This is a genomic window from Bacillus sp. TH22, assembly GCF_016651015.1.
GTDB classification, from domain to species: domain Bacteria; phylum Bacillota; class Bacilli; order Bacillales; family Bacillaceae_G; genus Bacillus_A; species Bacillus_A mycoides.
The window spans coordinates 4,800,609-4,818,290 of sequence record NZ_JAEKER010000001.1; the positions used below are offsets into that span (position 1 = coordinate 4,800,609).

Below are 17,682 nucleotides of genomic sequence, written 5' to 3' on the forward strand. Positions count from 1 at the left end.
TTTTTGTGATCGTTTTCATTATACTGTAATCAAAGAAGAGGTGAAGAAAATGTTAACTCCTGAACGTCATCAAATGATATTGCAACTTGTAAAAGAACAAAAAGTTGTTAAATTGCAGCAATTAGTTGAAAGAACAGAAAGCTCTGAATCGACAATTCGTCGTGATTTAGCACAATTAGAAAAACAAAGGTTATTAAAAAGAGTTCATGGTGGTGCCTCTGTTTTAACAGGAAAAGGACAGGAGCCAACGATGATTGAAAAATCATCCAAAAACATTCAAATAAAACAACAAATTGCCAAGTATGCGGCTAGTATTGTTGAACAAGGGGATTGCGTTTATTTAGATGCAGGAAGTACAACATTTGAAATGATCCCATTTTTAATAAATAAAGATGTTACAGTCGTTACGAATGGACTTATGCATATTGAAGCTTTAGTTGAAAATAATATTCGTGCGTATTTACTGGGCGGGATGATGAAGAGTAGGACGAAAGCTTTAATTGGTGCTATGGCACAGGAAAGTATGCAAAAGTACCGTTTTGATAAATGTTTCTTAGGAGCAAATGGTGTACATGAACAGCTTGGTTTTACAACTCCAGATCCAGAAGAGGCACTTTTAAAACAAATGGCATTAACATTTGCGAACGAAGGATATTTCTTAATTGATGAAAGTAAGTTCTCAGAAGTTGCATTTGCGAAAATTGCCAATGTTGAAGAAGCGAATATTATTACAAACCATTTAGAAATTGATTTAGAAAAATATAAAAGACAAACCAATGTAATTGAGGCTGATAAACAATGATCTATACAGTTACTTTAAACCCATCTATTGATTATGTAGTACAAGTTAATTCTTTCGATTTAGGCGCGGTAAATCGAGCAGAGAAAGATATGAAATTTCCTGGAGGGAAAGGCATTAACGTTTCTCGTGTTCTTCATCGTTTAGGTGTTGAAAATGTAGCGCTTGGATTTACTGGTGGATTTACCGGTCGATTTATTAAAGATGTATTACAGGCGGAAGGTGTAACAACAAACTTCGTCCAAGTAGACGGTGATTCACGAATTAATGTGAAAATAAAAGGGCAAGAAGAGACAGAATTAAATGGGCAAGGTCCTAATGTGACAAATGAACAATTTGAACAATTAATGAAACAAATCGAAAGTATGAGGCAGGGAGATTGTGTTGTACTAGCTGGAAGTGTACCGGCGTCTATCTCAACTACTTTTTATGAATCAATCGCAGCGCTCGGAGCTGAGAAAGGTATTCGCGTAGTAGTCGATGCAAGTGGAAGTGCGCTGCAGCATGTAATTAAAAATAAACCATTTTTAATAAAGCCTAATCATCATGAACTTGGTGAGTTATTTGGAGTAGAGATTTCAACAGTAGAAGATGTTTTACCGTTTGGAAGAAAATTAGTTGAACAAGGTGTAGAGCATGTTATCGTATCAATGGCTGGAGATGGGGCTTTATTATTTACGGCACAAGGTATATATGAAGCAACTGTTCCAAAAGGTGTTGTAATTAATTCGGTTGGGGCCGGAGATTCTCTTGTTGCAGGATTTGTAGGTAAATATGAACAGACAAAAGATATTGAAAAGGCATTTCAATATGGCGTTGCAACAGGAAGTGCAACAGCATTCTCGGCGGATTTATGTACAAAGGAAAAGGTAGAAGAATTATTGTCGCAAGTAATTGTAGCTAAGCGATAGGGGGAAGCAACATATGAAAATTACAGAACTATTAAAAAGGGATACAGTCATTATGAATTTGACAGCTTCAAATAAAGAAGCTGTCATAGATGAATTAGTTGAAAAATTAAACGGGGCAAATCGTTTAAATAGTAAAACTGAATTTAAAGAAGCTATTTTAAAGCGGGAGTCACAAAGTACAACTGGAATTGGTGAAGGTATTGCTATACCTCATGCGAAGACGAATGCCGTTAAACAACCATCGATTTGTTTCGGTAGAAGTGTAAGCGGTATCAACTATGAGTCGCTTGATGGACAGCCTACACATCTGTTTTTTATGATTGCTGCGAGTGAAGGGGCGAATAATACTCATTTAGAAACGTTATCTCGTCTCTCTACGTTATTGATGGATGAAGGGTTCCGCAAGCAATTATTAGAAGCAAAGGATGAGGATGAGCTTCTCCGTTTATTTGATGAAAAAGAGAATGAAAAAGAAGACGAAGAAGTTGAAGTAGCAAAGCCGGAAGGGAATGAGCCATACGTATTAGCTGTTACAGCTTGTCCGACTGGTATCGCTCACACATATATGGCTGCGGATAGTTTGAAAGCAAAAGCAGCAGAGTTAGGAATAGCGATTAAAGTTGAAACGAATGGATCAACAGGTGTAAAGAACGGTTTAACGAAAGAGGATATTGAACGCGCAACAGCGATTATCGTTGCGGCAGATAAACAGGTAGAAATGAACCGTTTCGCTGGGAAGTATGTCATTCAAGTGCCAGTAGCTGATGGTATTAGAAAAACTGAAGTCCTTCTTAATAGAGCTGTAAAACAAGATGCACCAATCTTTAAAGGTGTCAAAGAGAATGGGAAGGCAGAAAATGTAGAGAAAGAAAAAGGGCTAGGAATTTATAAGCATTTAATGAGCGGTGTAAGTAATATGCTTCCGTTCGTTGTTGGTGGCGGAATTTTAATTGCATTAGCATTTATGTTCGGTGGAATTAAGGCGGAAGGTCCTATTGCTGAAATATTAATGAATATTGGCGGTGGAGAAAAAGGAGCCTTTTTATTCCTTGTACCTATTTTAGCTGGATTTATTGCAAGTTCTATTGCTGATCGACCTGGTTTTATGCCTGGCGTTGTCGGTGGGTTTTTAGCAGCACAAGCGAATGCGGGATTTTTAGGTGGATTAATTGCTGGTTTCTTAGCTGGATATGTTGTTTTAGGATTGAAAAGATTATTTTCAGGATTACCAGTACAGTTAGAAGGAATTAAACCTGTTTTGTTATATCCAGTCTTTGGATTGTTGATTACAGGAGTTGTTATGCAAAAAGTAGTAAATCCGCCTGTAGTAGCATTAAATGAAATGTTAACAGGATGGTTAAATGGTTTGAACGGTACGAATGCTATATTATTAGGTCTTATTTTGGGCGGTATGATGGCAATTGATATGGGTGGTCCAATTAATAAAGCGGCATTTACATTTGGTATTGCTGCAATAGAAGCACAGAATTTTGGAGTGCACTCAGCAGTTATGGCTGGTGGTATGGTACCGCCACTTGCGATTGCATTCGCAACCACATTCTTTAAAACAAAATTTACAGAAGCAGAACGTAAATCTGGTTTAACAAATTATATTATGGGAGCATCGTTTATTACAGAAGGTGCGATTCCATTTGCAGCTGCCGATCCGGTTCGAGTAATAGTAAGCTGTGTTGTTGGTTCAAGTATCGCGGGTGCCTTATCTATGTTATTCCAAATTACATTGCCGGCACCGCATGGTGGATTGTTTGTTATCGCATTAGTGAATAAACCGTTGCTATACATTTTCTCTATATTAATTGGGACGATTGTTTCAGCTATTATGATAGGTGTTTGGAAGAAGAAAGTTAAATAAAAGATAAAAAGGGACAGCTAATAGGAGTTGTTCCTTTTTCGTTACAAAAAGTAATTTAATAATTGGATTATGATGGATTTTGGTAAAAGATGTAATGAAAAGTGATTTTTTTGTAACAAAAAAGTAATACTGTAATTTTTTCTGGAAAAAATTCTTATACTGATTTGTGAGAAATATATGAAAACTATTGCTAATTTTGGTAGAAATACAATTCTTTAATATGGAAATTTATGTTACAAATCATTAATCGTTTATTACGAATGCTTTGTAATTGTGTGATTTTCGAAATTCTACCAAAAACTGTTGCTATAATGAGAACACGAAAACAAAGCAAATGGAGGCTATTCATGAAAAAATTATTAGGTATAGCAACAGCAGCAGTTTTTGGTCTTGGGATTTTTGCAGGTTCTGCTAAAGCGGAAACGATTGTAACAACAGATGTATTAAACGTTAGAGAAAACCCAACTGTAGAATCAAAACTTGTAGGTAAAATGTTAAGTGGAAATAAATTAGATGTTATAAATACAGAAAACGGATGGTCCAAAATTAAATTAGATGGTAAAGAAGCTTTTGTAAGTGCTGAGTTTACGAAAAGTTCTTATTATGTAACAGCAAACGTATTAAACATTCGTGCTGGAGCGAATACTGATTCAGAGATTCTTGGCACGCTTAAAAAAGATGACTTGATTGAAACGACAAATCAAGTACAAAACGAATGGTTACAATTCGAATATGGCGGGAAAGCGGCGTATGTTCACATACCATTTTTAACAGGTACAGCACCTGTTATTGAAAGAAAAGAAGTTCCAGCTCAAGATGAAGCGCCAACTAAGGTGAAAACGGCGGTTAAAAATGATACATCAGTTAAGGTGAAAGCGCCGGCTAAAAATGATACGGCAGTTAACGGAAAGGAAGCAGTTAAAAGTGGAGCATCAAGTAAACCAGTAGCGCAAGCGAAGCCGGCAACTAAGCCAGTGGCGAAATCTACTGAAACAAGTGAACCTGCTGGTCGTGAAATAACAGTAGAAGCGACAGCTTACACAGCTCACCCGAGTGAAAATGGCACATATGGTGGTCGTGTGTTAACTGCGATGGGGCATGATTTAACAGCGAATCCAAATATGAAAGTTATTGCTGTTGATCCGAAAGTAATTCCTCTCGGATCAAAAGTGTGGGTGGAAGGATATGGAGAAGCAATTGCTGGAGATACTGGTGGCGCGATTAAAGGAAACCGTATTGATGTTTTAGTTGGTTCAGATAGCACTGCTGATAGTTGGGGTCGTAAATCCGTTAAAGTGAAAGTTATAAAATAATTTATTAAAATAAAAAACGGCTGCTTGAAAATGTCTAAGCGGCCGCTTTTTTTATATAAGAATTATTGAAAAGGGTAAATTGTTTTACCTGTAATAATTTTATACGCGGTGCAAAATTGAGTTTGCATATACTCTGTATTTTTATTTTCTGGATGTAATGTTGTTTCTTGAAGAGTAGAATGAAAGGAACGTAGTAAACAATTTAGTGCGAAGTATAATTCTTCTTGTGAACAATTTTGTTCTTTTGTAGCAGTAGCTAAAATAAGGTCTTTTATTAATAATGGAAAATCGATAGTCGCTTGTTTCATAGTCATTGCACCCTCTCCGAGCTATTTTTTATCATGTATATGCAGAATTGGACAAGCTATGCTCTTTTTTTGTGTAATTTCATGTACTGGATTCAAAGAACTTGCAATCATGCCGTTAAAATTGGTAAGATTGGGTATAATCAATAGATGGAGTATATTACATAAAGAGAGTTGAATGATATGGGAGAAGTGCAACGTGAAAAAGTTGCTGTCATCATTGGGCCAACTGCTGTCGGAAAGACGAAATTAAGTATCGATCTTGCAAAAGCGTTGAATGGTGAGGTTATTAGTGGTGATTCCATGCAAATTTATCGTACGATGGATATCGGGACTGCAAAGGTGACGACAGATGAGATGGACGGAATTCCACATTATATGATTGATATAAAAGATCCGGAAGATTCATTTTCTGTGGCGGAATTTCAAGAAAGTGTCCGTAAGTGCATTCGAGAAATTACAGAGCGCGGGAAATTACCAATTATTGTTGGTGGAACCGGTCTCTATATACAATCTGTTCTATTCGATTACCAGTTTACAGATGAGGCTGGGGACGCTACATACCGAGAACAGATGGAAAAGTTAGCATTAGAACACGGTGTGGAATATGTACATAAAAAGTTGCAAGAAGTAGATCCAGAAAGTGCGGAGCGTATTCATGCCAATAATGTAAGGCGTGTTATTCGGGCGTTAGAAATTTTTCACACGACGGGTGAAAAAATGAGTAACCAGCTCGAAAAACAAGAAAATGAGTTACTGTACGATGTTTCATTAATTGGCTTGACAATGGATCGAGAAATGCTATACGATCGCATTAACTTACGTGTTAACCTAATGATTGAACAAGGTTTATTAGAAGAAGTAAAAGGTTTACATGAAAGAGGAGTGCGAGATTGTCAATCTATTCAAGCGATTGGTTATAAAGAGATATATGATTATTTTGAGAATCGTGTATCTTTAGAAGAAGCGGTATCACAATTAAAGACGAATTCACGCCGTTATGCAAAACGTCAATTAACGTGGTTCCGTAATAAGATGGATGTCACGTGGTTCGATGTTACTGATGGTGAAAAAACGTCAGAAATTTTACGATACATAGAAGGAAAGCTACAACTAAAGTCGAATAATAGTAAGTAGAGAAAAAGAGGAGGATTCGACATGAAGCAATCAATCAATATTCAAGATCAGTTTTTAAATCAACTCCGTAAAGAGAATACGTTCGTTACGCTGTACTTATTAAATGGTTTCCAGCTTCGTGGATTAATTAAAGGATTTGATAATTTTACAGTCCTGCTGGAAACAGAAGGTAAGCAACAGCTTATTTATAAACATGCAATTTCTACATTTGTACCACAAAAAAATGTTTCAATTGAATTAGAGTAGTAATGAATTATTGTACATAACAAAAAAAGAGCGAGTTTGAAGTGACCCCTAAAAGTTAGACACGGTTATTTCATTAGGCTACTTGATCCAAATGAGTCCGGTATTGTACCGGGCTCATTTTTAATTTTGCCTTAATCCGTTTCTTATTATAATAATCTATATATTTTTCTAATTCTATTTTAAAATGCTCTATGCATTCAAATTCTTTTATATAGAGGAACTCCGACTTCATAATCCCAAAGAAATTCTCTATTACTGCGTTGTCGTAACAGTTTCCTTTTCGAGACATACTCTGTACGATAGCTCTTGATTCAAGTGTACGGACGTACTGTCTCATTTGATAATGCCATCCTTGATCCGAATGCATCAGTAGCTGGTGGTTTTCAGGTAAACGTTCTAATGCTTTCTCTAACATCTCTGAAACAAGTGAATACGCCGGTCTAGAACCAATTGTATAGGTAATAATCTCACCATTATACAAGTCTAATACAGGTGATACATACAGTTTTTCTCCAAATAATTTAAACTCTGTGATGTCTGTTACCCATTTTTGATTCGGTGCATCTGCATAAAAATTACGCTCTAAAATATTGGGTGCAATTTTACCGACTTTCCCTTTATAGGATTTATATTTCTTCATACGCACAACACACTTTAATCCAAGCTCTTTCATAATACGTTGCACCTTTTTGTGATTCACTTTCTGACCACGATTCGCTAACTCATCACGAATGCGACGGTAGCCATAACGACCTTCATTCTCCTCATAAATCACTTTAATCTCAGCTTTCAAATCGGCATCTACATCTGGGCGATTCATTTTCTTTACTAAATCATAATACGTGCTTCGTGGAATAGTAGCTAACTCCACGAGTGCCTTCACCGAATATTTATGCCTTAATTCATAGACTACTTGCGCTTTGTCTTGTTTAGTGACTTTTCCTTGTTTTGAACTAAGGCATTCAACTTTTTTAAGTACTCATTTTCCATTTCAAGCTGTTTAATACGTGCTTCAAGTGCTTCAACTGACCCTTCAGCTAAAGCTTGTTTTACTTGTTTATTTGACTCTTTTTTCATGGATGGACGCCCCTTTTTTTTAGATTGAAGGGCATCAATTCCTTGTGTTTCGAGTTGTTTTTTCCAAACAGAAATCGTTGAAGGGGCAGGAATGTTAAAGATAGCTGCCGTCTCAAATAAGGACATACCGTTTTCAATCATAAAGTTTAGTACGTCTAGTTTAAATTGTTGTGTGTAATTTGTACATCGTTTTAGAAAAGCTTCCACACCATTCTGCTTATATTGGTTTACCCAATTCAAAATGATTGTGCCACTTATACCGATCGCTCTACCCATTTCTCGATAACTTTCATTTCCGTTCAAATAACGTAGAACGATTTGTATTTTTTCATCAGCTGTAAATTTAGCCATAGAAAAACTGCACCTCCAATTGTTAGACTGTGTCTAATAATTGGGGTGCAGTTCAGTTTCTCGCTCTTTTTTTTATTTGTCATAAACAATAAATAGTGAAATTTAAGCGATTCTAAATACAGTAAGACGAATGTTAGTGTTTCCTGTTGCAGGGATCGTAATCTCGTTAAGAGTAGATTGGACAGAAATGTTTGCTCCGGCAGCTAATGTTTCGATTGTAGTAAATGAAAGTGAGTCGCCTATTAGATTTGAAGAGAAGTTGTCAGTAGCGACTGCTCCATTAATTGAAATTCCTACTCCAAGTGGAGCGCATCCTGGCGCAGTTGTAGAAATAGATACGCTAATTACATAAATACCAGCGTTAATAACAGTAACTGTATTTGTGCCGTTAAAGATAATATTGTTTACGTTAATTGCAGTACTAAAAATAAAGTTATTAAATTGGATTACTGTTTGTTGGATGTTGTTTGTTACAACGATTGTTGCTACTGGGAAGCTAGGTCCAGTAGGTCCGGTAGCACCCGTGTTACCTTGAGGTCCAGTAGGTCCAGGAGGCCCACCAGAAGGTCCGGTAGGTCCGGTAACTCCTATACCAGTCGCACCTGTGTTACCTTGAGCACCTTGAGGTCCGGTAGCACCCGTGTTACCTTGAGCACCTTGAGGTCCGGTAGCACCCGTGTTACCTTGAGCGCCTTGAGATCCGGTAGCACCTGTGTTACCTTGAGCGCCTTGAGGTCCGGTAGCACCCGTGTTACCTTGAGCGCCTTGAGGTCCGGTAGCACCCGTGTTACCTTGCGCACCTTGAGGTCCAGTGGCACCCGTGTTACCTTGAACACCTTGAGGTCCAGTGGCACCCGTGTTACCTTGAACACCTTGAGGTCCAGTGGCACCCGTGTTACCTTGCGCACCTTGAGGTCCAGTGGCACCCGTGTTACCTTGCGCACCTTGAGGTCCGGTAGCACCCGTGTTACCTTGAGGTCCAGTAGGTCCAGGAGGCCCACCAGAAGGTCCAGTAGGTCCGGTAACTCCTATACCAGTGGCACCCGTGTTACCTTGCGCACCTTGAGGTCCGGTAGCACCCGTGTTACCTTGAGCGCCTTGAGGTCCGGTAGCACCCGTGTTACCTTGAGCGCCTTGAGGTCCGGTAGCACCTGTGTTACCTTGAGCGCCTTGAGGTCCGGTAGCACCTGTGTTACCTTGAGCGCCTTGAGGTCCGGTAGCGCCCGTGTTACCTTGAGCGCCTTGAGGTCCAGTAGCACCTGTGTTACCTTGAATGCCTTGAGGTCCAGTAGCACCTGTGTTACCTTGCGCACCTTGAGGTCCAGTGGAACCAGTAGCACCGGTAGCACCTGTGTTACCTTGAACGCCTTGAGGTCCAGTGGCACCAGTAGCACCTGTGTTACCTTGAGCGCCTTGAGGTCCGGTAGCACCCGTGTTACCTTGAGCGCCTTGAGGTCCAGTAGCACCTGTGTTACCTTGAATGCCTTGAGGTCCAGTAGCACCTGTGTTACCTTGCGCACCTTGAGGTCCAGTGGAACCAGTGGAACCAGTAGCACCTGTGTTACCTTGAACGCCTTGAGGTCCAGTGGAACCAGTAGCACCTGTGTTACCTTGAGCGCCTTGAGGTCCAGTAGCACCCGTATTACCTTGAGCACCTTGAGGTCCGGTAGCACCCGTGTTACCTTGAATACCTTGAGGTCCAGTGGCACCTGTATTACCTTGAATACCTTGAGGTCCAGTGGAACCAGTAGCACCTGTGTTACCTTGAATACCTTGAGGTCCAGTGGCACCTGTATTACCTTGAATACCTTGAGGTCCAGTAGCACCCGTGTTACCTTGAGCGCCTTGAGGTCCAGTGGAACCAGTAGCACCTGTGTTACCTTGAGCGCCTTGAGATCCAGTAGCACCCGTGTTACCTTGCGCACCTTGAGGTCCAGTGGCACCTGTATTACCTTGAACGCCTTGAGGTCCAGTGGCACCTGTGTTACCTTGAGCGCCTTGAGATCCAGTAGCACCTGTGTTACCTTGCGCACCTTGAGGTCCAGTGGAACCAGTAGCACCGGTGGCACCTGTATTACCTTGAACGCCTTGAGGTCCAGTAGCACCTGTGTTACCTTGCGCACCTTGAGGTCCAGTAGCACCCGTGTTACCTTGAATACCTTGAGGTCCAGTGGAACCAGTAGCACCCGTAGCACCTGTGTTACCTTGAGCACCTTGAGGGCCAGTGGAACCAGTAGCACCCGTGTTACCTTGAACGCCTTGAGGTCCAGTAGCACCTGTGTTACCTTGCGCACCTTGAGGTCCAGTAGCACCCGTGTTACCTTGAGCACCTTGAGGTCCAGTAGCACCCGTGTTACCTTGAATACCTTGAGGTCCAGTAGCACCTGTGTTACCTTGCGCACCTTGAGGTCCAGTAGCACCCGTGTTACCTTGAATACCTTGAGGTCCAGTGGAACCAGTAGCACCCGTAGCACCTGTGTTACCTTGAACGCCTTGAGGTCCAGTCGCACCTGTGTTACCTTGAGCACCTTGAGGGCCAGTGGAACCAGTAGCACCCGTGTTACCTTGAACGCCTTGAGGTCCAGTAGCACCTGTGTTACCTTGCGCACCTTGAGGGCCAGTAGCACCCGTGTTACCTTGAGCACCTTGAGGTCCAGTAGCACCCGTGTTACCTTGAATACCTTGAGGTCCAGTGGAACCAGTAGCACCGGTAGCACCCGTGTTACCTTGAACGCCTTGAGGTCCAGTAGCACCCGTGTTACCTCTAGGTCCGGTCGCACCAGTCACGCCCGTGTTACCTCTAGGTCCGGTCGCACCAGTCACGCCCGTGTTACCTCTAGGTCCGGTCGCACCAGTCACGCCCGTGTTACCTCTAGGTCCGGTCGCACCAGTCACGCCCGTGTTACCTTGAGGTCCAGTAGGTCCAGTAGGTCCAGTAGGTCCAGTAGGTCCTCTGCCGAACGAAGCTGAATTAACTAGAGTAGTTTGTAACTCTGCAATTAATTTAAGGAGTTCTTGGAGTGTACAAGGATCAATTCGGAATAACTTTGTAATGTAAAGTAAATAATTAATTAAAATTTGAAGTTCAACAAATACAGCACTTGCTACGAAGGTTGGATTTTTTAATATAGTTATTAAGTTTTTAATGATGGCTAATCCTTGTGCTTTCAGAGCGGAAGTAGTGTCTAGTGAACAGATGAATTTGCTTAGTAGGTGCAATGTATCTATTAGATTCTCAATGTTTTTGGGAGATGGATTGGCGAAAAGTTTAGGGATTATTTTTATTAAATCGTTAATGATTGCACGGAATGTTCTAATTTGCGCTTTAGTAATTGGAATCGTTGGGGTAGTTGGAATTCGTCCAGCGCTAGTTGGAAAGCATGGATTGGAGTATTTATTTTGATTGTCGTTAAAGCGAGACATTAAATCTCTCCTTTCTAATAAGAATGTGAACGCAACTCATCATAGTAGATGCAGAGAGTAGTTAAATGGTCATAGTGAAATGGATTCTTTCGAGAAAAAAATAAAAAAACGCCTTATTATAGGGCGTTTTTTTTATTTTCAGCATATTGATAATATCGCTTTAGTGAAATTTTTGATTTGAAGCCAACTAATTTTATGATTTCTGGCTCTGGGGTTTGTTTTTTTATTAGGCGTAAAATAAATGTGTTCCGGAAATGTTGTCCAGAAATGCCTTTACGTAAATTCGCTCTTGCTACTTCAAGTCGGATCATTTTTTGGATAGCGATTTCTGTTAGTGCTTTTGGTGCATCGTTTTCGTATACCCATCTGTATGTTCCGCGGTTAAAATCGAATGCAACAAACAACGGGTCATTACTATGGTATTTAGGACGAACTGGTTCTGGAATACTTTTATAATATGTGTACAGTTGTTTTTTGTCTTCGATTGCTAATGTGATTGTTCTTTCTACTCCTGCGGTTGCTGGAATAGAAAGTGTATTAGTTTCAAAATGAACGTGATGCATAGTTAATGCTGTAAGCTCTTGTAAGGATAGTCCGTAGTCGATTAATATACTTAAAATGGCGATATTACGATCCATTAATAATGGACGAACGGGACGTTGTTTTTCTGAAAGTCCTTCTAATGAAGTGACTATATGCTTTAATCTTTTTTCTTCATCGGATGAAATGAAATCTTCATTACGCAATGCACGGTTTGGTTGAATAGTAATTTCCATATCATTCAATGGATTTGGAATGTTAAGAAAATGATGCATTCTATTTAATACAATAAATACACGATGCATTGTTTTCTCAGAGTAGTGTCGATTCTTTTTTAAGTCTGAAAAGTAATCTTCATAGTCTTTTGTACAAAGTGTTGCCCATATATTACTGGAAGGGAGCTTTTTGTTTTTTTCTAACCAATGTCCAAAATCTTCAATGTCATAAACATAACGTTTAATGGTTGAAGACTTTCGGCCTTTATTCAATAAAAAAATAGAAAAGGCTTGTATTGTATCATGGAATTCCGTTGTTTCCATAGTCCCACCACCTTGATTATTTCTTATATTATAGCAAACTTTTCTGAAAATAGGCATTTGCAAGAGGGACTGGAATAATAATATTTGGTGAGTGGATAAAATGAGGTGATTGTATGGAACAATCGATGCGTAAGAAAAATAACAATCAAATTAATATTGTATTAAACCATCGAAAGAAAATTTCGTTACCGGCATCAGAAAATAAAACGGTAATTTCAAGTGAAACCACTACTAAACATGAGATGTTGCAGAGAATTGAAGAAGAGATGGGAAAGCTTGTTGGGATGGATGAAATAAAAAAGATAATAAAAGAAATTTATGCTTGGATTTATGTAAATAAAAAAAGACAAGAGATGGGGTTGAAATCTGAGAAGCAAGTGCTTCACATGTTATTTAGGGGGAATCCCGGTACTGGGAAGACAACCGTTGCTAGAATGATAGGGAAATTGTTGTTTGAGATGAATATTTTATCGAAGGGGCATTTAGTTGAAGCAGAACGTGCTGATCTTGTGGGGGAGTATATCGGTCATACAGCGCAAAAGACGAGAGATTTAATAAAAAAGGCCATGGGAGGTATTTTGTTTATTGATGAGGCGTATTCTTTAGCGCGGGGGGGAGAGAAGGATTTTGGGAAGGAAGCTATTGATACACTTGTGAAGCATATGGAAGATAAGCAGCACGGTTTTGTATTAATTTTAGCTGGATATTCAAGAGAGATGAATCATTTTCTTTCATTAAATCCAGGGTTACAATCTCGTTTTCCATTTATTATTGAATTTGCGGATTACTCGGTAAATCAGCTGTTGGAAATTGGAAAGAGAATGTATGAGGAGCGTGAATATCAGTTATCTAAAGAAGCGGAGTGGAAATTTCGAGATCATTTACATGCGGTAAAGTATTCGTCGCAAATTACATCGTTTAGTAATGGGCGATACGTACGGAATATTGTTGAAAAATCGATTCGTACACAAGCTATGCGATTGTTACAAGGGGATACGTATGATAAATATGATTTAATTGGGATATCAAGTATGGATTTAATGCTTGAAGAGGAGACGCACAGTACGTAGACTGTGCGTCTGTTTTTATGCATAAGTTCGTTTACTCTTTTTTTGCTTTTTCTTGGTGAGTTTTATGAAGACGTTCCATTTTAGCGCTCTTTTCGTGCGCTGAATTTGGATCATGTCCAAATTGGTTTACTGAGCTTTTTTGAGCTCCTTTATTAACATGGTTTGTCATTTGCATTCACCTCGCTTTAAAAATTAGTATAAACATTATGTAAAGAAAAACTCGTTAGAAAAGAAAAACCTCTTTACGATATGTAAAGAGGTTAGATTGCTATTTATGCATTGAGCGCTCCTTTGTATCGATGCGTCTATGCGGTAAATGCCATTTGTAATGAATAGAAACCATGCGGAAGCAAACAATTAAAATGAATAAGGTGTATAGAGCCCAATCGCTAACGATGACTTTAGCGCCAATCAAAAAGCCGGCTAAAATCGTCCAAAACGCATATACATCAGCTCGAAGGACGAGAGGTTTTCTACGTGCTAAAAGATCACGAATAATACCGCCGCCAATGCCAGTTAAAACAGCAGCTACAATTGTAGCGCTAATTGGTAAATTTAATTTTTGGGCGTATAGAGCTCCTTGTACGGCGAACGCTGATAAGCCGATGGCATCTGTGATGTTTTCCCACTTTTTCCAATGCTTAATTAATTTATTAGGAAAAAGAAAAATGATCGTCATTGATAATAGTGCGATTTGGAATAACATGTCTTGTTGCCAAAACGCGACGATTGGATAACCGATTAATAAATTACGAAGGGCACCTCCCCCAAATGCGGTTGCCATTCCTAAAATATATACCCCGAAAATATCATAATCCTCTTCCATTGCAACAATGGCTCCGCTTAGTGCGAAAGCGATTGTGCCTATGATGCTAAAAATCTCCCATGCCATGAATTTTCTCCCCCGCTAACTAGATGAAATGTGCTTCCTCTGCTATTATATTAGAAGGTTTAAATTTCGAAAAGGATGAGTGAACATATTTGATGGAAGAAAAAGAAAAAATCATATTAGTTGGCTGTCAATTGCCACAAGATGATGATGAAAAATTTATGCATTCCATGAAAGAGCTTGCATCGCTAGCGAAAACTGCGCGAGCGGAAGTGTTAGTATCAACGACGCAAAAGCGCCCGAAGTTTCATCCGGCGACTTATATAGGAAAAGGTAAACTAGAAGAGCTTGCAGCGTTGACGGAAGAATTAGAACCAGCTGTTATTGTTTTTAATAATGAGTTAACACCAAGTCAAATTCGGAATTTATCTTCAGTATTAGATGCGAGAGTGATTGACCGAACGCAGTTAATACTAGATATTTTTGCGCAACGTGCGAAATCGAGAGAGGGTAAGCTTCAAGTAGAATTAGCTCAATTGCAATATACAATGCCTCGCCTTATGGGACAAGGTCTTGCTTTATCACGTCTTGGTGGTGGAATTGGTACAAGGGGACCAGGAGAGACGAAGCTTGAGACAGATCGTCGTCATATTCGATCTCGTATTGATGAAATAAAGAGACAACTTGCGGTTGTTGTGGAGCATCGAAAGAGATATCGTGAGAGAAGAAAAGATAATAAAGTGTTTCAAGTTGCGTTAATTGGGTATACAAATGCAGGAAAATCTACGTTGTTTAATAGATTAACGGAAGCTGATACCTTTGAAGAAAACTTATTGTTTGCAACGCTAGATCCGACGACAAGAAAGATGCCGTTACCTTCTGGTTATACAGTGCTTTTGACTGATACGGTTGGTTTTATACAAGATTTACCTACGTCACTAATTGCTGCTTTTCGATCTACGTTAGAAGAAGCTGGGGAAGCGGATGTTATTTTACATGTTGTTGATTCTGCAGATCCTAATTATGTAGGGCATGAGCAGACAGTAAAACAATTATTGTCGGACCTTGAAATTAATCGTATTCCTATTATTACGTTATATAATAAAAAAGATAAATTGCATCAAAACTTCATTCCATTTCCGAAAAGTGATTTCTTAATGACTAGTGCTTTTGAAGAAAGTGATTTATTGCGTATAAAAGAAGCGCTAGAAACGAAGATGAAGGAAGAAATGGATGATTATCAAGTGGAAATCCCTCCGAGTGAAGGTAGGTTATTAACGCTTTTAAAGACAGGAACAATATTAACTAAAATGGAGTTTCTAGAAGATAAATTTGTATATGATTGTACAGGGTATATATTTGCTCATTCATCGCTTAAGGGGCAATTAAAGAGATTTTTAGTGGAAGAAGGAGAAAATAATGTTTGATCGTTTGAAAAATGGAGAAAAAATTGCTCCAATCGTAAAAGAAGTAGAAAGTCAAATTATAGAAGTACATAAACATGTGGATGAAGTGATTGAGAGTAACCAATTTCGTGTATTAGAAAGTTTTCGTAAACACAAAATTAGCGATTCGCATTTTATTCCGACGACAGGTTATGGTTATGATGATATTGGTCGTGACACGTTAGAAAAAGTGTATGCTGATGTATTTGGGGCAGAAGCGGGTCTTGTTCGTCCGCAAATTATTTCAGGTACTCACGCAATTTCGACAGCTCTATTCGGTATTTTACGTCCAGGAGATGAACTGCTATACATAACAGGAAAACCATATGATACGTTAGAAGAAATCGTTGGTGTACGCGGAAAAGGTGTAGGCTCATTTAAAGAATATAATATTGGTTATAACGCAGTTCCGTTAACTGAAGAGGGATTTGTGGACTTTGAAGCTGTTGCAGCTGCGATCCATAGTAATACGAAGATGATTGGTATTCAGCGTTCAAAAGGATATGCTACTCGTCCGTCGTTTACTGTTTCACAAATTAAAGAGATGATTGCGTTTGTGAAAGAGATTAAACCTGATGTTGTTGTATTTGTAGATAACTGCTATGGCGAATTTATTGAAGAAGAAGAGCCATGTCATGTTGGTGCGGACTTAATGGCAGGCTCTCTTATTAAGAATCCTGGCGGTGGAATTGTTAAAACTGGTGGTTACATTGTTGGTAAAGAGCAGTATGTTGAAGCGTGTGCATATCGTCTAACATCTCCAGGAATCGGTGCGGAAGCAGGGGCATCTTTATACAGTTTGCAAGAAATGTATCAAGGTTTCTTCTTAGCGCCGCATGTAGCGGGACAAGCGCTAAAAGGTGCGATTTTTACAGCTGCATTTTTAGAAAAGTTAGGGATGAATACATCACCAGCTTGGAATGCACCAAGAACAGATTTAATTCAGTCTGTTCAATTTGATGATAAAGATCGTATGATTGCGTTCTGTCAAGCGATTCAATATGCATCTCCAATTAATTCTCATTTCACTCCATATGCAAACTATATGCCGGGTTATGAAGATGATGTAATTATGGCTGCGGGGACGTTTATTCAAGGTGCAAGTATTGAGCTGTCGGCTGATGGTCCGATTCGTCCGCCTTATGTTGCTTACGTGCAAGGTGGGTTAACTTATTCGCATGTAAAGATTGCGATTTGTTCTGCGATTGATGCGTTAATTGAAAAAAAATTATTAACAATTTCTTAAAGGAAAGCTGTCGATTTCGGCAGCTTTTTTCGTGTGAAAGTAATGATTTGTGCCATTAGAAAAAAATGAAAAAATTCACAAAAAAATCATGTAAGAAAAGCTAACATCTATTGACACTAAACATAACATGGTATAAAATGAGAAACAGTTAAGGCGAAGGAGGAACTGAAACAATGAAAGAAGATAGACGTTCTGCTCCGCTGTTTCCAATTGGTATTGTAATGGATTTAACACAATTATCTGCACGTCAAATTCGCTACTATGAAGAGCATAATCTTATTTTTCCAACCCGTACAAAAGGGAATCGTAGATTATTTTCATTTAACGATGTAGATAAATTGTTGGAAATTAAAGATTTGTTAGATCAAGGCTTAAATATGGCCGGAATTAAACAAGTATTGCAAATGAAAGAAAATCAAACAGAAGCAGTGAAAGTAAAAGAAGAAACGAAAGAAATTTCAAAATCCGAGCTTCGCAAAATTCTTCGAGATGAACTGCAACATACAGGTAGATTTAATCGGACTTCATTGCGACAAGGTGACATTTCAAGGTTTTTTCACTAAAGATAACTGATTCTG

General features: G+C 39.1%; 16 protein-coding genes. 10 read left to right on the plus strand and 6 right to left on the minus strand.

Going from position 1 to position 17,682, the window contains the following annotated elements:
• Window positions 1-49: 49 nt before the first annotated feature.
• The 4 genes from JFU18_RS24530 (at window position 50) to entD (ending at window position 4,896) form a co-directional block, all read left to right on the plus strand.
• Complete coding sequence (locus JFU18_RS24530; RefSeq protein ID WP_002128628.1) at window positions 50-802, plus strand: DeoR/GlpR family DNA-binding transcription regulator; 753 nt, start codon at window positions 50-52, stop codon at window positions 800-802.
• Window positions 799-1,710, plus strand: a complete 912-nt coding sequence (pfkB, locus tag JFU18_RS24535; protein ID WP_033709381.1) for a 1-phosphofructokinase — start codon at window positions 799-801, stop codon at window positions 1,708-1,710. The genes JFU18_RS24530 and pfkB overlap by 4 nt, the downstream gene beginning before the upstream one ends.
• Window positions 1,711-1,723: 13 nt before the next feature.
• Window positions 1,724-3,583 (plus strand): PTS fructose transporter subunit IIABC, encoded by a 1,860-nt coding sequence (locus JFU18_RS24540; RefSeq protein ID WP_201031636.1) that lies wholly within the window; start codon window positions 1,724-1,726, stop codon window positions 3,581-3,583.
• Window positions 3,584-3,930: 347 nt separating this feature from the next.
• Window positions 3,931-4,896: a cell wall-binding protein EntD gene (gene entD / locus JFU18_RS24545; RefSeq protein ID WP_201031635.1), complete on the plus strand. Its 966-nt coding sequence runs from the start codon at window positions 3,931-3,933 to the stop codon at window positions 4,894-4,896.
• Between the two features lie 62 nt (window positions 4,897-4,958).
• On the opposite strand, the gene JFU18_RS24550 is transcribed toward entD, so the two are convergent.
• The gene (locus JFU18_RS24550) at window positions 4,959-5,204 is read right to left on the minus strand and encodes a hypothetical protein (RefSeq protein WP_002014695.1); all 246 of its coding nucleotides are present in this window, start codon (window positions 5,202-5,204) and stop codon (window positions 4,959-4,961) included.
• A gap of 180 nt (window positions 5,205-5,384) precedes the next feature.
• Here JFU18_RS24550 and miaA point away from each other — a divergent pair, with 180 nt between their 5' ends.
• A complete protein-coding gene (gene miaA, locus JFU18_RS24555; protein WP_201031634.1) occupies window positions 5,385-6,338 on the plus strand; it encodes a tRNA (adenosine(37)-N6)-dimethylallyltransferase MiaA in 954 nt (317 codons plus the stop codon).
• 21 nt (window positions 6,339-6,359) lie between these two features.
• Window positions 6,360-6,584, plus strand: coding sequence for an RNA chaperone Hfq (gene hfq, locus JFU18_RS24560; RefSeq protein WP_000813896.1), 225 nt, complete (start codon window positions 6,360-6,362; stop codon window positions 6,582-6,584).
• 73 nt (window positions 6,585-6,657) lie between these two features.
• On the opposite strand, the gene JFU18_RS24565 is transcribed toward hfq, so the two are convergent.
• The 3 genes from JFU18_RS24565 to JFU18_RS24575 form a co-directional block, all read right to left on the minus strand.
• Window positions 6,658-8,012 (minus strand): IS3 family transposase gene (locus tag JFU18_RS24565; RefSeq protein WP_157404958.1). Its coding sequence is split into 2 segments (ribosomal slippage): window positions 6,658-7,559 and window positions 7,559-8,012, totalling 1,356 coding nucleotides; the frame shifts between segments, so codons are not numbered across the junction.
• Window positions 8,013-8,114: 102 nt separating this feature from the next.
• Window positions 8,115-11,435 carry a Gly-Xaa-Xaa repeat protein gene (locus JFU18_RS24570; RefSeq protein ID WP_201050360.1) on the minus strand — a complete coding sequence of 1,107 codons (3,321 nt, stop codon included), beginning with the start codon at window positions 11,433-11,435 and terminating at the stop codon, window positions 8,115-8,117.
• Window positions 11,436-11,551: 116 nt separating this feature from the next.
• Complete coding sequence (locus tag JFU18_RS24575; RefSeq protein ID WP_002128613.1) at window positions 11,552-12,514, minus strand: tyrosine-type recombinase/integrase; 963 nt, start codon at window positions 12,512-12,514, stop codon at window positions 11,552-11,554.
• A 113-nt stretch (window positions 12,515-12,627) separates the two neighbouring features.
• On the opposite strand from JFU18_RS24575, the gene spoVK reads away from it, so the two are divergent.
• Entirely contained in the window at window positions 12,628-13,584 is a 957-nt protein-coding gene (gene spoVK / locus JFU18_RS24580) for a stage V sporulation protein K (RefSeq protein WP_201034229.1), read from the plus strand.
• 31 nt (window positions 13,585-13,615) lie between these two features.
• Here spoVK and JFU18_RS24585 read toward each other — a convergent pair whose 3' ends face one another.
• Both JFU18_RS24585 and JFU18_RS24590 read right to left on the minus strand, forming a co-directional pair.
• Window positions 13,616-13,753, minus strand: coding sequence for a hypothetical protein (locus JFU18_RS24585; RefSeq protein WP_002087943.1), 138 nt, complete (start codon window positions 13,751-13,753; stop codon window positions 13,616-13,618).
• Between the two features lie 99 nt (window positions 13,754-13,852).
• On the minus strand, window positions 13,853-14,476 hold the full coding sequence (locus tag JFU18_RS24590; RefSeq protein ID WP_002014478.1) for a trimeric intracellular cation channel family protein: 624 nt from the start codon (window positions 14,474-14,476) through the stop codon (window positions 13,853-13,855).
• Between the two features lie 92 nt (window positions 14,477-14,568).
• Between JFU18_RS24590 and hflX the strand changes: the two genes are divergently transcribed.
• The 3 genes from hflX to glnR all read left to right on the plus strand — a co-directional run bounded on the left by hflX (window position 14,569) and on the right by glnR (window position 17,667).
• Window positions 14,569-15,840, plus strand: coding sequence for a GTPase HflX (gene hflX / locus JFU18_RS24595; protein ID WP_201034615.1), 1,272 nt, complete (start codon window positions 14,569-14,571; stop codon window positions 15,838-15,840).
• The gene (locus JFU18_RS24600; RefSeq protein ID WP_002190425.1) at window positions 15,833-17,104 is read left to right on the plus strand and encodes a methionine gamma-lyase family protein; all 1,272 of its coding nucleotides are present in this window, start codon (window positions 15,833-15,835) and stop codon (window positions 17,102-17,104) included. Before hflX ends, JFU18_RS24600 begins: the two co-directional genes overlap by 8 nt.
• 173 nt (window positions 17,105-17,277) lie before the next feature.
• The gene (gene glnR / locus JFU18_RS24605; protein ID WP_002014475.1) at window positions 17,278-17,667 is read left to right on the plus strand and encodes a transcriptional repressor GlnR; all 390 of its coding nucleotides are present in this window, start codon (window positions 17,278-17,280) and stop codon (window positions 17,665-17,667) included.
• Window positions 17,668-17,682: the final 15 nt, after the last annotated feature.